The 20,516-nt window shown below is 31.4% G+C and carries 17 protein-coding genes and 1 pseudogene; 15 read left to right on the top strand and 3 right to left on the bottom strand.

Translation table 11 applies throughout. From position 1 onward, the window contains the following. The first annotated feature begins 5 nt into the window (after nucleotides 1-5). The 3 genes from HMPREF2897_RS02210 to HMPREF2897_RS02200 all read left to right on the top strand — a co-directional run bounded on the left by HMPREF2897_RS02210 (nucleotide 6) and on the right by HMPREF2897_RS02200 (nucleotide 3,161). Nucleotides 6-692: a Crp/Fnr family transcriptional regulator gene (locus tag HMPREF2897_RS02210; RefSeq protein WP_001831835.1), complete on the top strand. Its 687-nt coding sequence runs from the start codon at nucleotides 6-8 to the stop codon at nucleotides 690-692. Between the two features lie 291 nt (nucleotides 693-983). Further along, nucleotides 984-1,742: an alpha/beta hydrolase gene (locus HMPREF2897_RS02205; RefSeq protein ID WP_070592574.1), complete on the top strand. Its 759-nt coding sequence runs from the start codon at nucleotides 984-986 to the stop codon at nucleotides 1,740-1,742. A 252-nt stretch (nucleotides 1,743-1,994) separates the two neighbouring features. Beyond that, entirely contained in the window at nucleotides 1,995-3,161 is a 1,167-nt protein-coding gene (locus HMPREF2897_RS02200) for a CapA family protein (RefSeq protein ID WP_070592572.1), read from the top strand. 346 nt (nucleotides 3,162-3,507) lie between these two features. Here HMPREF2897_RS02200 and HMPREF2897_RS02195 read toward each other — a convergent pair whose 3' ends face one another. Continuing rightward, a complete protein-coding gene (locus HMPREF2897_RS02195; protein WP_070592570.1) occupies nucleotides 3,508-5,157 on the bottom strand; it encodes an alpha-keto acid decarboxylase family protein in 1,650 nt (549 codons plus the stop codon). Between the two features lie 170 nt (nucleotides 5,158-5,327). Between HMPREF2897_RS02195 and HMPREF2897_RS02190 the strand changes: the two genes are divergently transcribed. Beyond that, nucleotides 5,328-5,774: a MarR family winged helix-turn-helix transcriptional regulator gene (locus HMPREF2897_RS02190; protein WP_070592568.1), complete on the top strand. Its 447-nt coding sequence runs from the start codon at nucleotides 5,328-5,330 to the stop codon at nucleotides 5,772-5,774. A 147-nt stretch (nucleotides 5,775-5,921) separates the two neighbouring features. On the opposite strand, the pseudogene HMPREF2897_RS12740 reads toward HMPREF2897_RS02190, so the two are convergent. Both HMPREF2897_RS12740 and HMPREF2897_RS02185 read right to left on the bottom strand, forming a co-directional pair. After that, nucleotides 5,922-6,141: pseudogene (locus HMPREF2897_RS12740) on the bottom strand (hypothetical protein); the annotation flags it as partial. 357 nt (nucleotides 6,142-6,498) lie between these two features. Then, the gene (locus HMPREF2897_RS02185; protein ID WP_002447841.1) at nucleotides 6,499-7,458 is read right to left on the bottom strand and encodes a CHAP domain-containing protein; all 960 of its coding nucleotides are present in this window, start codon (nucleotides 7,456-7,458) and stop codon (nucleotides 6,499-6,501) included. Between the two features lie 242 nt (nucleotides 7,459-7,700). On the opposite strand from HMPREF2897_RS02185, the gene esxA reads away from it, so the two are divergent. The 11 genes from esxA to HMPREF2897_RS02130 form a co-directional block, all read left to right on the top strand. Continuing rightward, the gene (esxA, locus tag HMPREF2897_RS02180) at nucleotides 7,701-7,994 is read left to right on the top strand and encodes a WXG100 family type VII secretion effector EsxA (protein WP_002458326.1); all 294 of its coding nucleotides are present in this window, start codon (nucleotides 7,701-7,703) and stop codon (nucleotides 7,992-7,994) included. A 135-nt stretch (nucleotides 7,995-8,129) separates the two neighbouring features. Then, complete coding sequence (esaA, locus tag HMPREF2897_RS02175) at nucleotides 8,130-11,180, top strand: type VII secretion protein EsaA (RefSeq protein WP_002458325.1); 3,051 nt, start codon at nucleotides 8,130-8,132, stop codon at nucleotides 11,178-11,180. Next, on the top strand, nucleotides 11,181-11,612 hold the full coding sequence (gene essA, locus HMPREF2897_RS02170) for a type VII secretion protein EssA (RefSeq protein ID WP_038813116.1): 432 nt from the start codon (nucleotides 11,181-11,183) through the stop codon (nucleotides 11,610-11,612). It abuts the gene before it with no gap. Beyond that, entirely contained in the window at nucleotides 11,609-11,851 is a 243-nt protein-coding gene (locus tag HMPREF2897_RS02165; protein WP_002446971.1) for an EsaB/YukD family protein, read from the top strand. Before essA ends, HMPREF2897_RS02165 begins: the two co-directional genes overlap by 4 nt. 13 nt (nucleotides 11,852-11,864) lie before the next feature. Further along, nucleotides 11,865-13,190, top strand: coding sequence for a type VII secretion protein EssB (gene essB, locus HMPREF2897_RS02160; RefSeq protein WP_038813114.1), 1,326 nt, complete (start codon nucleotides 11,865-11,867; stop codon nucleotides 13,188-13,190). Between the two features lie 21 nt (nucleotides 13,191-13,211). Then, complete coding sequence (gene essC, locus HMPREF2897_RS02155; RefSeq protein WP_070592567.1) at nucleotides 13,212-17,651, top strand: type VII secretion protein EssC; 4,440 nt, start codon at nucleotides 13,212-13,214, stop codon at nucleotides 17,649-17,651. 13 nt (nucleotides 17,652-17,664) lie between these two features. Then, nucleotides 17,665-18,057, top strand: coding sequence for a hypothetical protein (locus HMPREF2897_RS02150; RefSeq protein WP_002446974.1), 393 nt, complete (start codon nucleotides 17,665-17,667; stop codon nucleotides 18,055-18,057). 20 nt (nucleotides 18,058-18,077) lie between these two features. Then, nucleotides 18,078-18,392 (top strand): WXG100 family type VII secretion target, encoded by a 315-nt coding sequence (locus tag HMPREF2897_RS02145; RefSeq protein ID WP_002446975.1) that lies wholly within the window; start codon nucleotides 18,078-18,080, stop codon nucleotides 18,390-18,392. Further along, nucleotides 18,389-19,069: a DUF5081 family protein gene (locus tag HMPREF2897_RS02140; protein WP_002446976.1), complete on the top strand. Its 681-nt coding sequence runs from the start codon at nucleotides 18,389-18,391 to the stop codon at nucleotides 19,067-19,069. The genes HMPREF2897_RS02145 and HMPREF2897_RS02140 overlap by 4 nt, the downstream gene beginning before the upstream one ends. Then, a complete protein-coding gene (locus HMPREF2897_RS02135) occupies nucleotides 19,070-19,378 on the top strand; it encodes a hypothetical protein (RefSeq protein ID WP_002486929.1) in 309 nt (102 codons plus the stop codon). Between the two features lie 9 nt (nucleotides 19,379-19,387). Next, nucleotides 19,388-20,516 (top strand): pre-toxin TG domain-containing protein (locus HMPREF2897_RS02130; protein WP_256276762.1); only part of this gene is annotated, 1,129 nt, incomplete at its 3' end.

The following is a 20,516-nucleotide window of genomic DNA, read 5'->3' as shown; positions in this document are numbered from 1 at the left end:
TTTTTATGACTGGAAATCAAATGTTTTGTAGAGAAAATGAACTTGATGAAAGTTTTAAACAATTAGCATCTTATATCAATATTCCTGTAGGCGTATTACTGCCATTTAAAAGTCAATGTTTTGTGAGACATTACAACAAAGGACAAATTGTCTACTATTCGTCTGATGAAACCACGCATATCTACTTACTCTTAAAAGGTAATATTATGAGAGAAAATTTTAATTTGAATGGTGATGTATATCGATATTTGAATAGAGAAAAAGTGCTCTTTCCTTTAAATAACTTATTTCAAGATAAAGTTCCTAATGAAATGTGTACAGCCCTAACAGATTGCGAAATGATTGGAATTCCAAGAGATTTAATAGAATATTTATGTAAAAATCACGAAGAGATTTTTGTGAAATTATTCTCCTTATTAAGCGAAACACAATGTCAACATATTGAATACAATATGGCTTTAACGAGTAAATTAGCTAAAGAACGCGTGACTAAGATTTTACGTTACCTATGTCAAACAGTAGGTTATGATCATGATGAGTTTTATGAAATTAAGCATTTTATGACAATACAGTTATTGAGTGATATGGCAGGAATATCTAGAGAAACGACGAGTCATATCATAAATGAACTTAGAGAAGAAAAAATACTCTTTAAAAACAGTAAAAATTGGTTGGTTAGTAAAGACTTATAATGAGTGCGTATCACTCATACATAATTGAAGACAAACGATGGTCGAATAGGTTTCTATGAAATCATTCACTATCGTTTTTTTATTTCATCATTTATTGCTTTAGAAATATATCATATTTAAAGGTTAGACAATCTATAGTAAATCAACTTGTTTAATATAGAGAATAAAATTTTAGTTCTGCATTGAGAAGTATAGAAATTTATATAATCTATAGTCAAAGTTGCGTTTTTTCTATAAATTGATAAAAAGAATAAGTAAAATAATAGATAATACAGTAGAGGAGTGACACATATGGCTTTAATAACAATGAATTACAATTCACCAACGATAGGAATGCATCAAAATTTAACGATTATTTTACCAGAGGATGTAACATTCTTTGATAGTTCAAGAACAGCGAAACATTTGAAATCAATGTTGTTATTACATGGATTGTCTAGCGATGAAACAACTTACATAAGATATACAAGTATCGAGCGTTATGCAAATGAACATCAACTTGCAATTATAATGCCTAACGTCGATCATAGTGGCTATGCAAATATGGTATATGGACATAGTTACTATGATTACATATTAGAAATTTACGAATACGTACATCAAATTTTACCACTTTCTAGAAAAAGAGAAGATAATTTTATTGCAGGACATTCAATGGGCGGTTATGGAACGATTAAATTTGCGCTAACTCAAAGTGATAAATTTGCTAAAGTTGCACCACTTTCAGCAGTTTTTGAAGCACAGCGACTCATTGATTTGGATTGGATTGATTTCTCTCCACAAGCTATCACCGGAAGAGATACTCAAATTAAAGGTACAGAACTCGATACGTACTACTTACTTGATCAAGCCATCGATGCTAATGTAGATATTCCTGAATTGTTTATCATGTGTGGTAAAGAAGACTTTTTATATCATGATAACCTTCAATTTATTGAGACATTAAATAAAAAAGGGGTTTCTTATAAGTTTGAAGATGGTCCAGGAGATCATGATTATGCTTATTGGGATAGAGCTATTAAACGTGCGATTGAGTGGTTTGTCCAGTAATGATACAAAGGGTTGAATTTGGATATTTAGGCTGACATCTTATTAAACGAATATAAAAAATTGTTACTCGCCTTAGTATTCTTCTCTTATTGATTTTGTTCGGTGTTACAGTTAATCCAGATGACAGGTAAGACAACTATAGTTATTTATTAAAATCATTATGTTCACATATCATATATTGTTTATTAAAGTTAATAGAGATATGATGAAAATAAATACAAAAGTTTATAAAAGGGGATAAAGTATTAAAAAATGAAAACAGTATATAAATATTTAGTGTATACCATGATATTATTTACGTTTTTCATAGTTGTTAGTGGGTGTTCGATTAATCAATCTTTTAGCGATAAACAAAATACAAATAAAACAATACGTGTGGTTGCTGTAGGTGATAATTTAATTCACCCAGTTGTATATAAAGATGCACAAATTACGGGGAATAGTTTTGATTTTAAACCCATGTATCAGCCAGTAAGAAAAGACATTCAAAACGCAGATATTTCTTTTGTTAATCAAGAATCACCATTAGGTGGGGATGATAGGCCTTATTCAGGATTTAAAAACTTTAATACACCGAGTAGTATTGCTCAGGATTTAGTAGATACTGGCTTTAATTTTATAAACGGTGCAAACAATCATGCCTTAGATCAAGGAGAGCAAGGTGTAAGAAATCATATTCATACTTGGAACAAATTTAAAGATCAAGTTTTGTTCACGGGTGTATATGAATCAGAACAAGCACACCGTCAAATTCCTATTAAAACAATTAAAGGTGTGAAAGTTGCTTTATTAAGTTACACATTTGGTACAAACGATCATCAACCAACTCATGATTATACGGTAGATACGTTTGATGAAAATAAAATTAAGCAAGATGTTAAGAAAGCCAAACAACAAAGTGATGTAGTACTTGTTTCAGCACATTGGGGTAATGAAGGTAAGCATCAGCCTAACGCCACTCAAAAAAAATATGCACAAATTTTTGCTGATGCAGGTGTTGATGTAGTTTTAGGTACACATTCTCATGTGATTCAACCAGTAAAATGGGTTGACGGTAGAGAAGGGAATCGTACACTCGTAGCATATTCTCTAGGGAATTTCTTGAACGGTCAGTCAACAGGTAGTGAAAGTAATGATTTATTAGGACGAATAGATTTTAAAATTAGTAAGAAAGATAAACAGTTTCAAGTTCAAGATGTGAAGTGGAGAAGTATGGTGAATTATTACGAATTAACTCAACACCAAAACCGGTTCCTTAAGTCGAACTTTAAAGTGATGATGCTAGATGACTATAATGACAAAGATGCCTCTCATCATGGTCGCAATCAAATGGATAGTTCTTCGATGAGCCCAGCACACTTACGAGATATCACACGTTCAGTTATTGATAAACAATATTTAGATAATCGGAGTTTATAGAGAATTCAAGTAAGCCTCACATTAAAGAATGTGCAGGCTTATTTGTATATTTGGAATTTTTAACTCGGAAGTTAAAACAAATTCTAAAACTATAGCAATGGCTAAAGATATGATTGAGTTCATTAAAAAAGGCGTCTTAAGAATGATTTATTAGAGTCATCAATGTTTGTGATTATTTATACATTTTACTTTTAATTGATATAAAATATAACGTTAAATGAATGTTGTTTCACGGGAAACGTCATTTTTTAAGTTTCAACTTCTATAAAGATATATTTAACACCCGTATAACTAGAGAATCATACGGGTGTTTGAATTGCTTATATTATAGAATTTTAAAAAGATATTAAGATGATTTGTTTTGTGATGCGAATGCTTTAGCTATATTACTTAATTTAGCTGGTGCATCTTCAACAGCCATTTTCACTTCTACAAAGTGCATGCGATCACTATTAGATTTAATGTTTTCGAAGGTGAGCATGAGTTCTTCTGAAGTATTTACATCATGAACTAAAACATTGTCACCACCAAATACAGAAGGTAATGATTTGTAATCCCACATGCGAATGTCATTGTAAGGTTCTTTCATACCATGAATCATTCTCTCAACTGTATAACCATCGTTATTAATTACAAATATCACAGGGTTTAAATGTTGACGAATCATTGTAGATAATGATTGAACAGTTAATTGTAGTGAGCCATCACCAATTAATAGAATGTTTCGACGATATGGATTTGCAATTTGTGTTCCTAACGTTGCTGGTAGTGTATAGCCGATAGAACCCCATAATGGTTGCCCGATAAAAGTATTATCTTTGTACAAGGCTAAGTCATAAGCACCAAAGAATGATGTACCTTGTTCAGCGATTAAAATATCATCTTGTTGTAAAAAATCTTGCATCATATTGAAATAAGTCTCTTGAGTTAATGGCTGATCACTAAGTTCATAATTATGTGCTTGTGGTCTCTCATATTGTGGGAAATCATTAGTATTTTTGTAGTGAATATACTTATTTAAACCATTTAATATATTTGGTAATGAAAATGCTTCGATGCATGTGTCATTAATTTTAAATTCATTATGATTTAGCATAATCACATCATTAATATCAAATTGATATGAGAACCCAGCTGTTGCAGAATCTGTTAATTTAGCACCAATATTCAAAATAGCATCACTTTGATTGACATAATCTTGAATTTCTTGTTCTGCTATTGAACCATCAAAGATACCCATATAATAAGGATTTTCTTCATTAAATGCACCTTTACCTAAAGATAACTGAACAACTGGAATTTGAGTTTGATTAACGAATTGTTCGAGTTCTTTATGCAGATGGAAACTATTTATTTCATGGCCTGTAATAATGACAGGTTGTGTTGCCGATTCAAGTTTGTCTTGAACCATATCGATATAAGTTTGAACGTCTTTTTGTGGTTCGACTTCTGCTTTGAATGGCGTTGAAACTTCAATCTCTGTGAGTGCGACATCAATAGGTAAATGAATGTGAACTGGACGACGTTGTTGAATCGCCGCGTTGATTACTCTTGGAATTTCTGTGGTAGCATTATCAGGTGTAATATAAGCTTGCGCTGTTGTAATAGGCTCAAACATTTTTCTATAATCATCAAAAGTTCCTTCGCCAAGGGAATGGTGAACGTATTTGCCTTCTTGTTCTACAGCTCGAGTAGGTGCCCCAGTGATGGCAATAACTGGCACACGCTCAGCATAAGATCCAGCGATTCCGTTGACAGCACTTAATTCACCCACTCCAAATGTTGTTACCATTGCACCGATGCCATTAATACGTGCATATCCGTCAGCGGCATAACTTGCATTAAGTTCATTTGTATTACCAATCCATTTAATATGATTATGTGCAATAATATCATCTAAAAAGGCAAGATTAAAATCTCCTGGGACACCAAAAACTTTGTCAGCACCTGCTGAATAAACCGCGTCCATTAAATATTGTCCTACGCGTTGTTTCATATATAATTCCACCTTTGATTTCTTTTATCTTACAAGTATCATAGTAACGTCAATCTGAAATAAAGTCAACTAAGTTGACCTATTAAAAGTTTGAACAGTTTCTGAAATATATGACTATCAGTCAAAAGTTTATTATAATAACGATATTGAATAAAAAAGGATAGTGTTAAATGTCTAAAAATAAAAATGATTACGAACATATGCTGTTTTACTTCGCGTATAAGACTTTTATTACTACAGCGGATGAAATTATTGAGCAATATGGCATGAGTCGCCAACATCATCGATTCTTATTTTTCATTAATAAATTACCCGGTATAACAATTAAAGAACTTTTGATTACGCTTGAAATATCTAAGCAAGGATCGCATGCAACGTTACGTAAATTAAAAGAAGAAGGTTTAATTATTGAACAAACATCTAAGCAGGATAGACGAGTAAAAAAACTTTTTACCACTGAAGCGGGTGATGATTTAATAGGTAAGTTAAACCAAGCACAAGATGAATTAATTCAACAGACACTACAAAAAGTAGGCCATGATTGGTACGCGATGATGGAAGAACTAGCTAATTATCGTGAAGGCTTCAAAACAATTAAACATTTGAAAGAAGATTGACAAGGATGTTGGAACATAAAGGTCTTAGACGAAGAAAAAGACAATTTCTATATTTATTCAATAGAAATTGTCTTTTTTATAATTACTCAAACTAAATTTAGTTCGTTGAGTTACTATCTCTTGGGTTCTATTGCACAAGCAAAAAATCTAACTAATTATCACTTTTAAATGGTGGTATTCTCTTAATTGACCAACATGTAACGAATGTCGTAGCACTGTGGGAAATCCATAGATCTGAAGAGACCTGATATTTTTTAAAAGACCGTAAATATATTCAATACTTTTTAAAGTTTGATGTATTGATGTTTGGATGCCTTGTCTCTCTCACTTTAATATGGCGGTAATCTTGCTCAATGAGGATATTAATATTTTAGATATATTACAATAACCAAGTGCGTATCTTAGATATTAGCCAACAGCTACAATAATTACGGCCTTATAAATTGTTTATATCTAAAAAATTCACAGAAATCTTTTCTTTTTTGTTTAAATTACTCTATAAAATTAACTTTGCAACAGAATCTCTTTTTCTTTTGCAACTCAAACCTCTTATGCTTACTTTCATTTCTTTATATGATTCTTAAAAACTCATTTAGCTTTGATTAGAATACCTCTCAAATTGAACAATACATAAAGTATTAGGATGAATCTATTTGATAGTATTTTAGTTTATTTCAAAAGGACAAATTATATTAAGCTAAGTCATTACAAGGTCTTTCAATTTTTAATGTATGAAAGTATAAGAATCAACCTCGGAAGCAGATATTGTACGTGTTGAAACGATATATGGTGCTATCCAGTTCATTTCAGAAATAAATATGCTTCCATCCTTATTAACACGTTCAACATATGCAACGTGACCGTATGGTCCATTGGTCGTTTGCATGATTGAACCTTCTTTTGGTGAATGATCGACTTTAAAACCAGCACTTGATGCTTGTCCTGCCCAGTTTCTTGCGTCACCCCAGAAAGTACTTATTGTATGTCCATCTTGTGCACGTTTATCAAAGACGTACCAAGTACATTGACCTGCAGTATATAAATTATTCTTGTCTGTGAATATGGGTTGATCAACGATTTTTCCATTACCAATAGCTAATGGTTTTCCATCATTTGTCTTAGCTTTATCATTGAATTCAGCAATTTGCAACTCATCATATAACTCATCCATATCAATGGTAGTAATCATTCCATGCTTATCTTTTTGATAAGCATTTTTTTTAGTATCAGATTGATAGTTATCTTTCATATCATCAGACGTTGGTGGTATTACAGGTTGTGGTGTATCAGTTTCATTTAATATGTCACCTTGGTCATTTCTGTTATTTTGAGGATCAGGTGTTTCAGATAATTGATTATTACTTTGATGATTTTGAGATAAGTTAGATACTTGATTGTTATAAGGTGATAACTGAACTGAATTATTTTGGGATGGGTAATGATTTATTTGGTTATTTGATGGCTGATATTCTTGTTTCTTCTTATTTAATGATGATTGTGTGTTTCTATTGTCATATGTATAGGAAAACGTACCATCCTTTTTATTTACTTTAAAATCTGCATTGGGATGTTCTTTTCTAGCTTCATCAATATTACTGTAGTTAGCAGCATAAGTATTAGTAGTTAAAGTAAGGCCGCTTAATAATGTTATAGACGATATACTGGTTAATAATATTTTTTTCATGTTAATCAATAATCCTTTACTTTAAATGATTTATTATTAGTATAAACTTCAATAGTAAAAAAATGAATAAAAAGTTAAAAATCAAATAAAATTAATGTGTTGAATAAAACAAATCACTTAAATTTGGTAAAAAGTATATACATATACTAGTAATTTGTATATTATTTACATAAGATACTTTAAATTTAAATTTTACTGTATCTTGTAGAAAATACAATCAAATTTTCAGGAGGTTTCTAATTATGGCAATGATTAAGATGAGTCCAGAGGAAATCAGAGCTAAATCACAATCTTATGGACAAGGTTCTGAACAAATACACCAAATTTTAGCTGATTTAACTCGTGCACAAGGCGAAATCGCAGCAAACTGGGAAGGACAAGCTTTCAGCCGTTTTGAAGAACAATTCCAACAACTTAGTCCTAAAGTTGAAAAATTTGCTCAGTTATTAGAAGAAATCAAACAACAATTAAACAGCACAGCAGATGCTGTTCAAGAACAAGACCAACAATTATCTAATAACTTCGGTTTACAGTAATATTTTGTTGAGGCGGGAAAACCTAACAGTGGATTAACAAACAGTGTTTGTTAAGGATTATCAGTTTATACATTGATATAGAAGGGGTCTCGCCTCTTCGTTTTATTAGTATTGGGTTAGAAAGGGAAAAGAAACATGACAAAGAAAAATTGGATTTATCTTTCCAGCGTAATCTTAATCATTATTGTTGCTATAGTAGGAATGATTGCCTTTGTCCATTTTAAATATGGGAATCAGACTGAAGATAATACACAAAAAGAAGTTAAAAATAGTGAAAATATACATATTGCAATTGTCAACGAAGACCAACCAACTAAGTATAATGGAAAAAAGATTGAATTAGGTGAACCATTTATAAAAAAATTATCAAAAGAAAGTAATTATAAATTTGAAACTGTAACACGTAGCATTGCGGATTCAGGATTGAAAAATGGCAAATATCAAGTCATGATTGTGATTCCTAAAGATTTCACAAAATTAGCTATGCAATTAGACAAAAAGACACCGTCAAAAATGTCTATTCAATATAAAACTGCAGTTGGTCAAAAAGAGAGTATCGCTAAAGAAACTGAAAAAGTTGTAAGTAATGTACTTAATGACTTTAATAAACATTTAATTGAAATCTACTTAACAAGTATTATAGATAATTTGCATAATGCCCAAGAAAATGTAGGCGATATTATGAAGCGTGAACAAGGTGTTAATAACAACTTCGCAAATTATTTATTAAATCCATTAAATGATTTTCCAGAATTATTCACAGATACATTAGTGAATTCTATAACTGCAAATAAAGGTATTACAACGTGGATACAACAATATAATCATTCACTATTAAGCAGTAATTCAAATATATTTAATATTAGTAATGATTTAAGTGCTTCATCTATAGTTCAAGACCAAGATGAGTGGTTTGAAGGAAACTTATCAGCAATGGAACAAATTTTAGAAGATTATCAATCTCAACGAGACAATGTCGATATAGAAGACTATATCAATCATTTGAAACAAGTTGATAATCAACTCGATAAACAAGCAGATGCTAAAGATCAATCTAAAGAAGAATACAAGAAAACATTTAAAGATCGCTTAAGCAAAGTCAAGGATGATGTTAAAAAGCAAGAATCGCCTTTTACTGACGAGATGATTGAAGATTATAGAAAAGAATTGACTAAATCAATGAGGGCACAACTAGACGATAATCAAGATCTTAAAGATGCTTTACAACAAATTAAAGACGACAAACAGAAAATGCAAGATACGATGATTAATCATTTAAGAAATGACATTGAAAAAGACAAAATAGGTCAAGATCAAAACTATATCTTAAATATGTCCGAACAAGACTTGGATAATGCAGGACTATCCTTAAAAGCTACGAGGGAATATAAATCTATACTTAATGATGTTCAACAGTTCAAAGATGAATATAATAAGGCTCATCCACAAGACCTTATTAAGCAACAAGATTATAACGGTGAAATCACGGCAGACGATACATCTAAGTTGATTAACGAAGGTGTGGAATTTGAACGTCATGAAACGATTAAAAGTCGCGATATCAACCAATTAACTATTGCGACCGATCCTAATTTTGACTTTGACGGATATGTATATGTAAATGACAAGAAATATGACATTAAAAATCAGGATATTAAATTAGATACAACGAAGAAATCATACGATGTGGAAATCAAAGGTACAGCTAAATTAAAAAATGATAGTAAATATCAATCTGAATTTTTAAAAGATAAAACAATGAAATTACAAGTGTTATTTGGTCAAGCAGATAAGAAAGATAACGCTAATAACGATACGAATGAAGAACCAGATAGAGTGAATGTTGTAGACTTATCTATTAATCATAACTTAGAAGGTGAATTGATTAGTGGAGACTTAGATCAACAGTTACGTTCATTAGATAAGTTCAAGTCTCATTACGATATCTTTAAAGATTTTAATTTAAATTCAGATAAACCAACGATTGATAATAAAGCCATTGTAGATATGATGGTAAATCAAGTCATTGATGATATGAAAAACTTTAAAAATGATAAGTCACAATTATTAAAACAAATCGATGGATTAGATAATTCTTCAGACAAAATGATTGAAGATGTAATGAACAATCAAGATGATATTAAGAAAAACAAAAAAGATATTTCAAATCTTATTAGTGACCTGAGTCAAGCTGAAAAGACACTTAATGAAGAACCTAAGACGCCAAAAATTGATAAAGATAAAGGTGAAGAATTTACAACATTATCTACGAATCTAGACGATCAAGTAAGTAAATTATCAGAGAGAAGTACAAGCTTACTATCTGATGTACAAAATTCTAAATCTAATGCAGATCAAATTAGTGGAGAGTTAAACCAATTAGATGATAATGTTAATAATTTACATGCAAGCGGTAGAGCGCTAGGTACAAGGGCAAATGATTTAAATGAACAAATGTCTAATAATGACAAAAAGAACCAACTATTTGCTAAAGATTTTGAAAAAGTACTTAAAAATTCTAAAGATGGGGATCGTCAAAATGTCGCATTAAAAGACTTTATGAGTAATCCAATTCAAAAGAAAAATTTGGAAAATGTATTAGCAAATAATGGTGATAAAGATACTATGTCTCCTACGATTTTAGTACTGTTGATGTATTTAATCGCAATGATGACAGCTTATGTATTTTACAGTTACGAAAGAGCAAAAGGAAGCCTTAACTTAATTAAAGATGAATTTAGTAAAAATAATAGAATGTGGAATAACGTGATTATTTCCTCAATCATCACATTGACTGGTTTAATAGAGGGTGTTGTCATTGGTCTAATTGCTATGAATCAGTATCACATTATGCCAGGTTATAAAGTTAAGTTTATGTTTATGATTATCATGACAATGATGCTATTTGTATTAATCAACACATACTTATTCAGACAACTTAAATCAATTGGTATGTTTATCATGATGACTACATTAGGTATTTATTTTGTTGCGATGAATTACTTCAATACAAATCATACGTTAAACAAATTCTCACCATTATCCTATGTAGATACTATGATATATAACTTCCTGAATGCAGAACATCCAGTTGGAATGGCATTATTCATAATGTCAGTGATTGTAATTATTGGATTTGTACTTAATATGTTTATCAAGCACTTTAAGAAAGAGAGGCTCATCTAAATGTTAATAGAAGGTTTAATAACTATGACATTATTAACAGCAGATAGTCCCAGAGGAAGTCTCGATATTCAAGTTGATCAAGAGGAAAAGGAAAACGTAAACAAAGATTTAAATCGATATGATACAACTTTATTTGATAAAGACAGTAAAAAGGTAAATGATGCACTGAAAAAGCAACGAGAGAAAAAAGACAATAAAATAAAAAATGGTATGTTTCAGAACCAAGCGAGTAAAAATACTCGCTTGGATGAAACTAAAAAAGTATTGTTTTCCCCAACGAATGCTGAAAAAGCTGTGGAGAGTGATAAAAGTCCCTATATTCAAAATAAACAGGAGAAAAATGTAGTTCCTTATATTTTATTGAGTATAGGGGCTTTTTTAACAGTTGGGTTTGTCATATTTTCTATTAGAAGAGGGAGAAGGCAAAAATGAAACAACATAAAAAAGTGACATTCGATTTTACGAATTATAACTACGGAACTTATGATTTGGCAGTACCAATACACATGTCAATGAAAGCATTGTTACCATTAGTATTGGAAAGTTTAGATATTCATTTGAGCGACATAAGCAACCAAATTAAAGTAATAACTAAAAATCAACTTTTAGTTGAAAATGATAGGCTGATAGATTATCAAATTACCGATGGAGACATATTAAAATTACTATAGGGTGGATAAATAAATGGCTAATAAAAAGACAAGTGAGTTAAAGGATTTAGAACCACTAGATCGTCAAACTAATGATGAAAAGCATGAAAGAAGAGACATGAGAGAAATACCTAAGACATCCATTAAGAAAGAACAAAGTCATCTAATGTATTTATTAGAGCAACATACATCGTACTTCCTTGATGCAGAGTTAACAGAACTACGTGATAACTATCAAGTGCATTACCATATTACAGAACATAATATTCCTTTTGAAAAAATTAAAAGTTTTTCAAAAAATGAAAAGCTGAGATATTTATTAAATATTGGAAAATTAGAAGAACTTAGAGCAACACGTTATACCTTTAATTTATCTCCAGACGAACTTTACTTTACAAAAGATGGACTTCCACTTATGAAGACAAGAGGATTAAAGAATATTGTAGAACCATTACCGTTGTCTGATGATGATTTTCTTTTACGATACAAGTCATTAATCATTACAGCTTTTAATCAAAAAGTGAATTTCGATGCGCTTGTTGAAGGAAATTTAGAACTACATAAAGGAACACCTTTTGAAAATAAAATTATACAATCTAAGAACTTGTCTGAACTTAAGCAATTTTTAACAGAACAATATAATAAGCAACAGTCAGATTATACACAGAACTTTTCATATGTCCGAAAACGAAAATACAATACTTTTAAATGGTTAGGAATAGCAATGAGTATTATTGGCGTGTTATTAATTGCTTGTTTAGCTTATCTGTATTTCTTTGTTATGAAGAATGAAGAACAAGTTGAAAAAGGATATCAATCTTATGTCAAAGCAGATTATACACAAGTACTTAATGACTACAAAGATTTAGATGGTAAAAATCTTGATAAAGAGGCACTCTATATCTATGCGAAAAGTTATATTGAAACAAACAAGCAGGGATTAGAAAAAGATAAAAAAGAGAACTTGCTTAATAGCGTTACACCAGATGCCAATAAAGATTACTTATTATATTGGATGCAATTGGGGCAAGGACATTTAGATGAAGCTTTAAATATTGCTACTTACCTAGATGATAACGATATTACAAAATTAGCTTTAATAAATAAATTAAATGAAATTAAAAATAATTCAGATTTATCTAATGATAAACGTTCTGAACAAACGAAAAAATATAACGACAAATTACAAGACATCTTAGATAAAGAAAAAGAAGTTAAAGATGAAGAAGCTAAAGAAAAAGAAGAAAAAGCTGAAGAAAAAGACAAAAAAGTAAAACAGCAAGAAGAGAATGAGAAGAAACAAAAAGAACAGGCAGCAAAAGATAAAAAGAAACGTCAAGAAGCAGAACGTAAAAAATAGTATAGGACTGAGTAACTAACTATGCATAGATTAATTATTGAATACCAGAATCAATTGAAAATGTTAAATTTAAGAAATCAAAAGACATATACCATTAGTGGAGATAAGTCAGCAGACATTACATTAGACAATTTTAATGATGTGATTCATTTAGAACAGAATGAACAAGGTACATGGCAAGCTAATCACTCTTCTATATTTAAAGGACAAGAAAGAAAGACGAATGATGGTAATGTGTCGTTATACCTATTTGATACTTCAAACATAGCATCCTTTGCTTACCCAAATACACGAGACGTGATAACCATAGGTCCTAATGATTATGATGATATTAAAATTGCTGAACTTTCGAATGTCATTATGATTAAAAATTATGCTGAAATTGGACAGACTGGATATGTTCAGTTTGTACATAATGATGATTCAAAATTATACATCAATTATGAACTTAGTAATGACAAATGGAGCAGAGCGTACATCGGGGATCATGTCTTTATCAATGGGATTTGGTTTGAAGTGCAGTCCGACGGTTTGAAAATGATGAGTCACGAAACGATGATTTCAGATTTAATCAGACTCAATCAAGATACACCAGATGCACAATCAGATGATTATAACGACTACCATCGTTCACCAAGAATCATTCATCGTGAACCTACTGAGACAATTAAAATTGAAAAACCGCCACAACCAATTCAAAAGAATAATACTGCGATATGGCGTTCCATCGTTCCGCCACTCGTAATGATTGCATTGACAGTAGTCATCTTTTTAGTCAGACCAATTGGTGTTTATATTATTATGATGATTGGTATGAGCATCGTAACGGTTATCTTTGGTATTACAACTTACTTCTCTGAGAAAAAGAAATATAAAGAAGAGGTCGAAAAGCGGGAGAAGGATTATAAAAAGTATCTTAGTGATAAGTCATCGGATATCAATAACGCGATAAAAGACCAACGATTTAGTTTGAACTTCCATTATCCAACATTATCTGAAATTAAAGATATTGTTGAAAATAAGGCACCTAGAATTTATGAGAAAACATCACACCATCATGACTTTCTACATTATAAATTAGGTATCGCTAATATTGAAAAATCTTTTAAAGTCGATTATCAAGAAGATGAATTTGTTCAAAGAAGAGATGAATTATTTGACGATGCGAAAGAACTTTATGAATTTTATCAAGAAGTTGAAAAAGCGCCATTAATTAATGATTTAACACATGGTCCAATTGCTTATATTGGTGCCAGACATTTGATTATTGAAGAGTTAGAGAAGATGACGCTTCAACTTGCCACTTTCCACAGTTATCATGATGTGGAAATGCTATATGTGATTAGAGAAGATGAACGTGACACCTTTAACTGGGCGCGTTGGTTACCTCATATGACATTGAGTGCTTTAAACATAAGAGGGTTCGTCTATAATCAGCGTACACGTGATCAAATTTTGACCTCTGTATACAGTATGATTAAAGAGCGTATTCAAACGGTAAGAGAAAAAAGTAAAAGTAATGAAAAAATCGTATTCACACCACATTTAGTATTTGTGATTACTGATATGTCACTCATTATCGATCACGTTATTTTAGAATATGTGAATCAAGATTTATCAGAATATGGTATTTCATTAGTATTTGTGGAAGACGTTATTGAAAGTTTGCCAGAACACGTGGAAACAATAATAGATATTAAATCTAGAACTGAAGGCGAACTTATTATGAAAGAAGAAGAATTAGTGCAATTGAAATTCACGCCGGAAAATATTGATGGTATTGATAAAGAATATATTGCACGTCGAATTGCTAATCTTAATCATATTGAACATATGAAGAACGCAATTCCTGATAGTATTACATTTTTACAAATGTATGATGTTAATGAAGTTCATGAATTAGATGTTGTTAATCGTTGGCAGCAGAATGAAACATATAAAACAATGGCAGTACCTTTAGGTGTAAGAGGTAAAGACGATGTATTATCACTTAACTTACATGAAAAAGCGCATGGCCCACATGGTTTAATTGCAGGTACAACAGGTTCTGGTAAATCAGAAATTATACAATCTTATATCTTGTCTCTTGCAGTGAACTTCCATCCACATGAAGTCGCATTCCTATTAATTGACTATAAAGGTGGGGGTATGGCGAATCTGTTCAAAGACCTAAAACATCTAGTAGGAACTATTACGAACTTAGACGGTGATGAAGCCATGCGAGCTTTAACATCTATAAAAGCAGAATTGCGTAAGCGTCAAAGATTATTTGGAGAACATGATGTCAACCACATCAATCAGTATCACAAGTTATTTAAAGAAGGTATAGCAACTGAACCTATGCCACATTTATATATTATTTCCGATGAGTTTGCTGAATTGAAATCAGAACAACCTGATTTTATGAAAGAACTCGTTTCAACAGCACGTATTGGTCGTTCTTTAGGTATTCATTTAATCTTAGCGACACAAAAACCATCTGGTGTGGTTGATGACCAAATATGGTCTAACTCTAAATTCAAACTTGCTTTGAAAGTACAAGATAGACAGGACAGTAACGAAATTTTAAAAACACCTGATGCAGCTGATATCACATTACCAGGACGTGCGTACTTACAAGTCGGTAATAATGAAATTTATGAATTATTCCAGTCTGCTTGGAGTGGTGCGACGTACGATATCGAAGGTGAATCTTTAGATAAAGAAGATAAAACAATCTATATGATTAATGATTATGGTCAATTACAACCTATCAACAAAGACTTAAGTGGATTAGACGATGAAGAACCAACTGAAACTCAAACAGAACTCGAAGCAGTGATTGATCATATTGAGGATATTACAGAGCGTTTAAATATACCGGATATTAAACGACCTTGGTTACCACCATTACCTGAGATAGTATATCAATCAGAATTAATTGAAACAGATTTCAACAAATTATGGACAGATCAACCTAAAGAAGTCGAATTAACTTTAGGGTTGAAAGATGTGCCAGAAGATCAATATCAAGGACCGATGACATTGAAGTTAAAACAAGCAGGTCATATTGCATTGATTGGTAGCCCTGGATATGGACGGACGAACTTCCTGCACAATGTTATCTTTGATGTGGCACGTCACTATCGACCAGATCAAGCACATATGTATTTATTCGATTTTGGTACAAACGGTTTAATGCCTGTCAGTGATGTTCCACACGTCGCAGATTATTTCACAGTGGATCAAGAGGATAAAATTGCTAAAGCCATTAAACAAATCCATCAGATTATCGCAGAACGTAAAAAATTATTAAGTCAAGAACGTGTGATTAACATTGATCAATATAATAAAGAAACAGGAAAAACAGTGCCCAACGTCTTTATCATCATTGATAACTATGACACAGTGAAAGAATCACCTTTCGTCGAAGACTATGAAGAAATGATGGCTAAAGTGACAAGAGAAGGTCTAGCATTAGGTGTTTACATTATCTTGACTGGTTCTAGATCAAGCGCCGTTAAATCATCTATATTTACTAATATTAAGACGCGTATTGCACTATACTTATTTGAAAATAATGAACTAACAAACATTATTGGCTCATATAAAAAAGGTGTTAAAGATATTAAAGGACGTGCAGCCATCAACGATGACAACTTCACACAATTCCAAATTGCACAACCATTTGAAGTAAAAGAAGGGCAAACCTACAATAGCTGCATCAAAGATGAAATCGCACAAATGAACGAACATTACGTAGGCGAATATCCTGCACACATTCCGATGATGCCAGACACTATTATATATGAAGATTACAGAGACTCCTTAGACTTTGAAACGATGATTAACAATAAAGTATTACCTATTGGCCTAGATTATGAAAAAGTTGAAGTGCAAACTATTGATTTAACTGAGCCTGCAATGTTGTCTTCTGAAAATCCAAGAGAAATAGAAAATATAGCTAAAATAATGCTAAAAGAAATAGAGACAATTAAACAAAATTATGCTGTATGTATTTCAGACCCTAGTGGAGAGTTCTCAAATTATAGTCATTTGGCAGATAACTACGCTTCAGAGAAAGAGGATATTAAAGCAGTATACCAATTAATGAAAGAGGATTTATCACAAAGGGAAGATGAAGGTAAGTTTGAAAAAGATTCCTTATACATTATAAATGATGCAAAATCTTTTATTAATTATACGTTCATAGATGAAGAGACTATGAAAAAATTGCTGACAAGAGGACCAGCACTTGGATTCAATATTATTTTTGTTGGAATGCATAAAGAATTAATAGACGCATATGATAAACAATTAGATATCGCTAGAAAGATTATTAACCAATTTTCAATGGGTATAAGAATCACAGATCAACAATTTTTCAAATTTAGTTTTATTCACAGAGAGCCTGTAATGAAAGAAAATGAATCTTACATTGTTAAAAATCAAACATATCAAAGAATGCGTTGGTTTAAATAAAGGAGAGTGACTTATGGAATTTGGTGATATTGAGTCTATTGTAAAATCAAAATTCAAAGACATAAAAAAGCATGCCGAAGAAATAGCAAGTGAGATTGCAGAGCGAACTGTATATTTACGCAAAGCAAATAAATACAATAAATTAGCAAATAATCTTGAAGCATGTGTCAAAGCTGTTGATGCAAATTTAGATGCTATGAATTCAGCAAAATCAAGCTCTACAAAAGACAGAGTCTCAATAAAAAATAAAGCTCCTAATACATTATATATAGAAAAACGTGATCAGATGAAAAAACAATTAGAAATACTAACGGATAGTACAAAAGACAATAAAGATAATTTGAAAAAAGCTAAAGAAAAAGCTGAAGAGAAGGCTAAAGAATATTACAACAAAGCTTTTCACTAATATGATGAGAGGTGTATTAAATGGGAAGTATTAATGGTATAAAAGCTGATGCTGATAAAGTTGAACAAGCAAAAAAATTAGCAAAACAAGTAGTTGATGATTTAGAAGATTGTCAAAAGAAAACACAGGCCTTAGCTGAATATATAGGTGGCAGTGATTGGGATGGTGAATTTGCTAATAAAGTAAAAGATGTATTACAAATTATTGCAGAATTTCAAAACAAATTAAATAAACCATTGAGTGATCATCAAACAGCTTTGGAGAATTTAAGTGAAAATCTAGATAAATATGACACATTAGCAATTAAAGAGGCCTTGGAAAAGGTGGAAATATGATGACTGAATATAATAGAATAGATTACTTTTCTTATGAAGAATTGTCATTGTTAGGTGGTACTGACTTACCGTTAATCAATTTTGAAATGTTTCAGCCCTCAGACTTTAAAGAAGCAAAAGATAGCCTTGAAGAGAAATTATTGATAACTAAGGATGGAGAATTAACTGACACAGGCTTTAAAATAGCTACATTAGTCAGGGAATATATAAGTGCAATTGTCAATATACGTATAAATGATATGTATTTCGCACCTTTTTCATTAGAGGAAAATGAATTTATTCTAATTAGCCGTTTTAAAAACAATGGATTCCAAATCAGGATTATAGCTAACGATATTGCATGGTGGTCCATAATTGATCAATATCCAATTTTGATGAGAGAAGAATCTTCTGATGATTGGGACTTTAGAAGCGTCGATGATGAAACATTAGCATACTTAAATAATCAAAGTATCGATACTATTAATCGACTATTAGAAATAGAAATTTACAATCATGAAACTACACAAAAACATTATATTTACAACATTTATGAACAAAATGAAATGTTATTTATTAGATATCCACTTAAGGAACAAATATTTAATGTACATGTAGGAGTTATCAATACATTTATTCTGGAGTTATTTGGTTTAGATAAAGATTCATTACAAACTAATGTAGGGGGAGTGAATTAAATGGCTGATAAAATAAGTGTTAAGGCTGAGACAATAGCACATGTTGTTAAAGAAATAGAAAATATAAATCAAAAATATGAGGAGATGTCTAAGACATTTGATAAAATAGCTAGTTTAAATTATTACTCAAGTAATAAGTCAGCTGATGCAATGAGTGCTTATGAAGATTGTTCAGCTGTTATAAAATCATTAGAAGGTCCATTAAGTACACTAGGTGGTGCTATAATGAATTCTGCACAAAAATTCTTTGAAGCAGATGATCATTGGGGTTCAGAATTTGCAAAACTTTACTATAATATAGAAGGATAGGTGAGTGCTTTGTCTAAAGATATACATTATAAAACCAATGATTATAATCAAGAATCATCCACTATCCAATCCATCAATAATATTTTAAAAGGTAAAGATTTCAAAGATGTAGATAAAATAATGGAAGATGCTCAAGATGATATCAATAGTTTAGACGAAGATGGTGTCATTTCCCTCACGCATGCGCCTGTTGGCCATAAAGGAGCTAAACTGATGGGGTATTATCAAGATGAGTTGTATGAGTACGCCAAAAATCTTGATGCTAAAATGAAAGAAATTATAGATACACCCTTTGTTGACGATCTAGAAAAGGCTATTGACGGTGTGTCCAATGTCAAATTAAAAAATATTCTTATCAAAAATGGTGGAGGAAAGGGAAATGATACCTATGGTGCTTCTGGTAAAATAGCAAAAGAAGGTGCAAAAAAAGGAGATAGCGATGTTTATAGTATTGATGAAATATTAAAATCAGACAAGTCATTTCAAAAAGTGATTGATCAAAACTATGAGCGGATGCATAAAGAAAATAAAGAGTTAAAGAAAAGTGATTTTGAAACTTATGTTACAAAAGGTAGTTCGTTTGATTATGTTACAAACAAAGAGAAAGCTAAAATAAAAGAACAACAAAAAACAGAAACTGCAGTAGATATAGCCGCAACAGTGGGTATTGTAGCATTGACTATTGTTAATCCAGTGGCAGGTGCCGTAGCAGCAGGTGCTTATACAGCTTATTCCGTAGCTAACGCTGCTACTGGAAAAAATGTAATCACTGGCAGAAAAATGTCGAAAAATGAACGCTTAATGGAAGGTTTGTTAGCCATTCCTTTACCAGGAGCTTCTTTCTTGAAAAGTACAGGTAAAAGCATGTCCAAATTAGCATTCACTGGTTCTAAAAACCTCGCAGTGAAAACAGGCATGCATGAAGGTATGCAAAATATGGCAAGTCGTATGACGCCTAAAATGACAGCAATGAAAGATAGTGTTCTCAACCAGTCTAAGAACTTTACACAGAACAATCGAGTCGGCCAAATGTTGAGTAATATGAGAGGCCAAGCGTCTAATACAGTACAACAAGGTAAGCAATGGATAGGCCATCAAGCCCAACAAGTGAAACAAGCGACGAATCATATATTAGAAA

The organism is Staphylococcus sp. HMSC065D05, assembly GCF_001813195.1.
In the GTDB taxonomy this organism is placed as follows: domain Bacteria; phylum Bacillota; class Bacilli; order Staphylococcales; family Staphylococcaceae; genus Staphylococcus; species Staphylococcus epidermidis.
The sequence above is the reverse complement of the archived record's forward strand: the minus strand, read 5'-3'. Positions and strand labels throughout refer to the sequence as shown.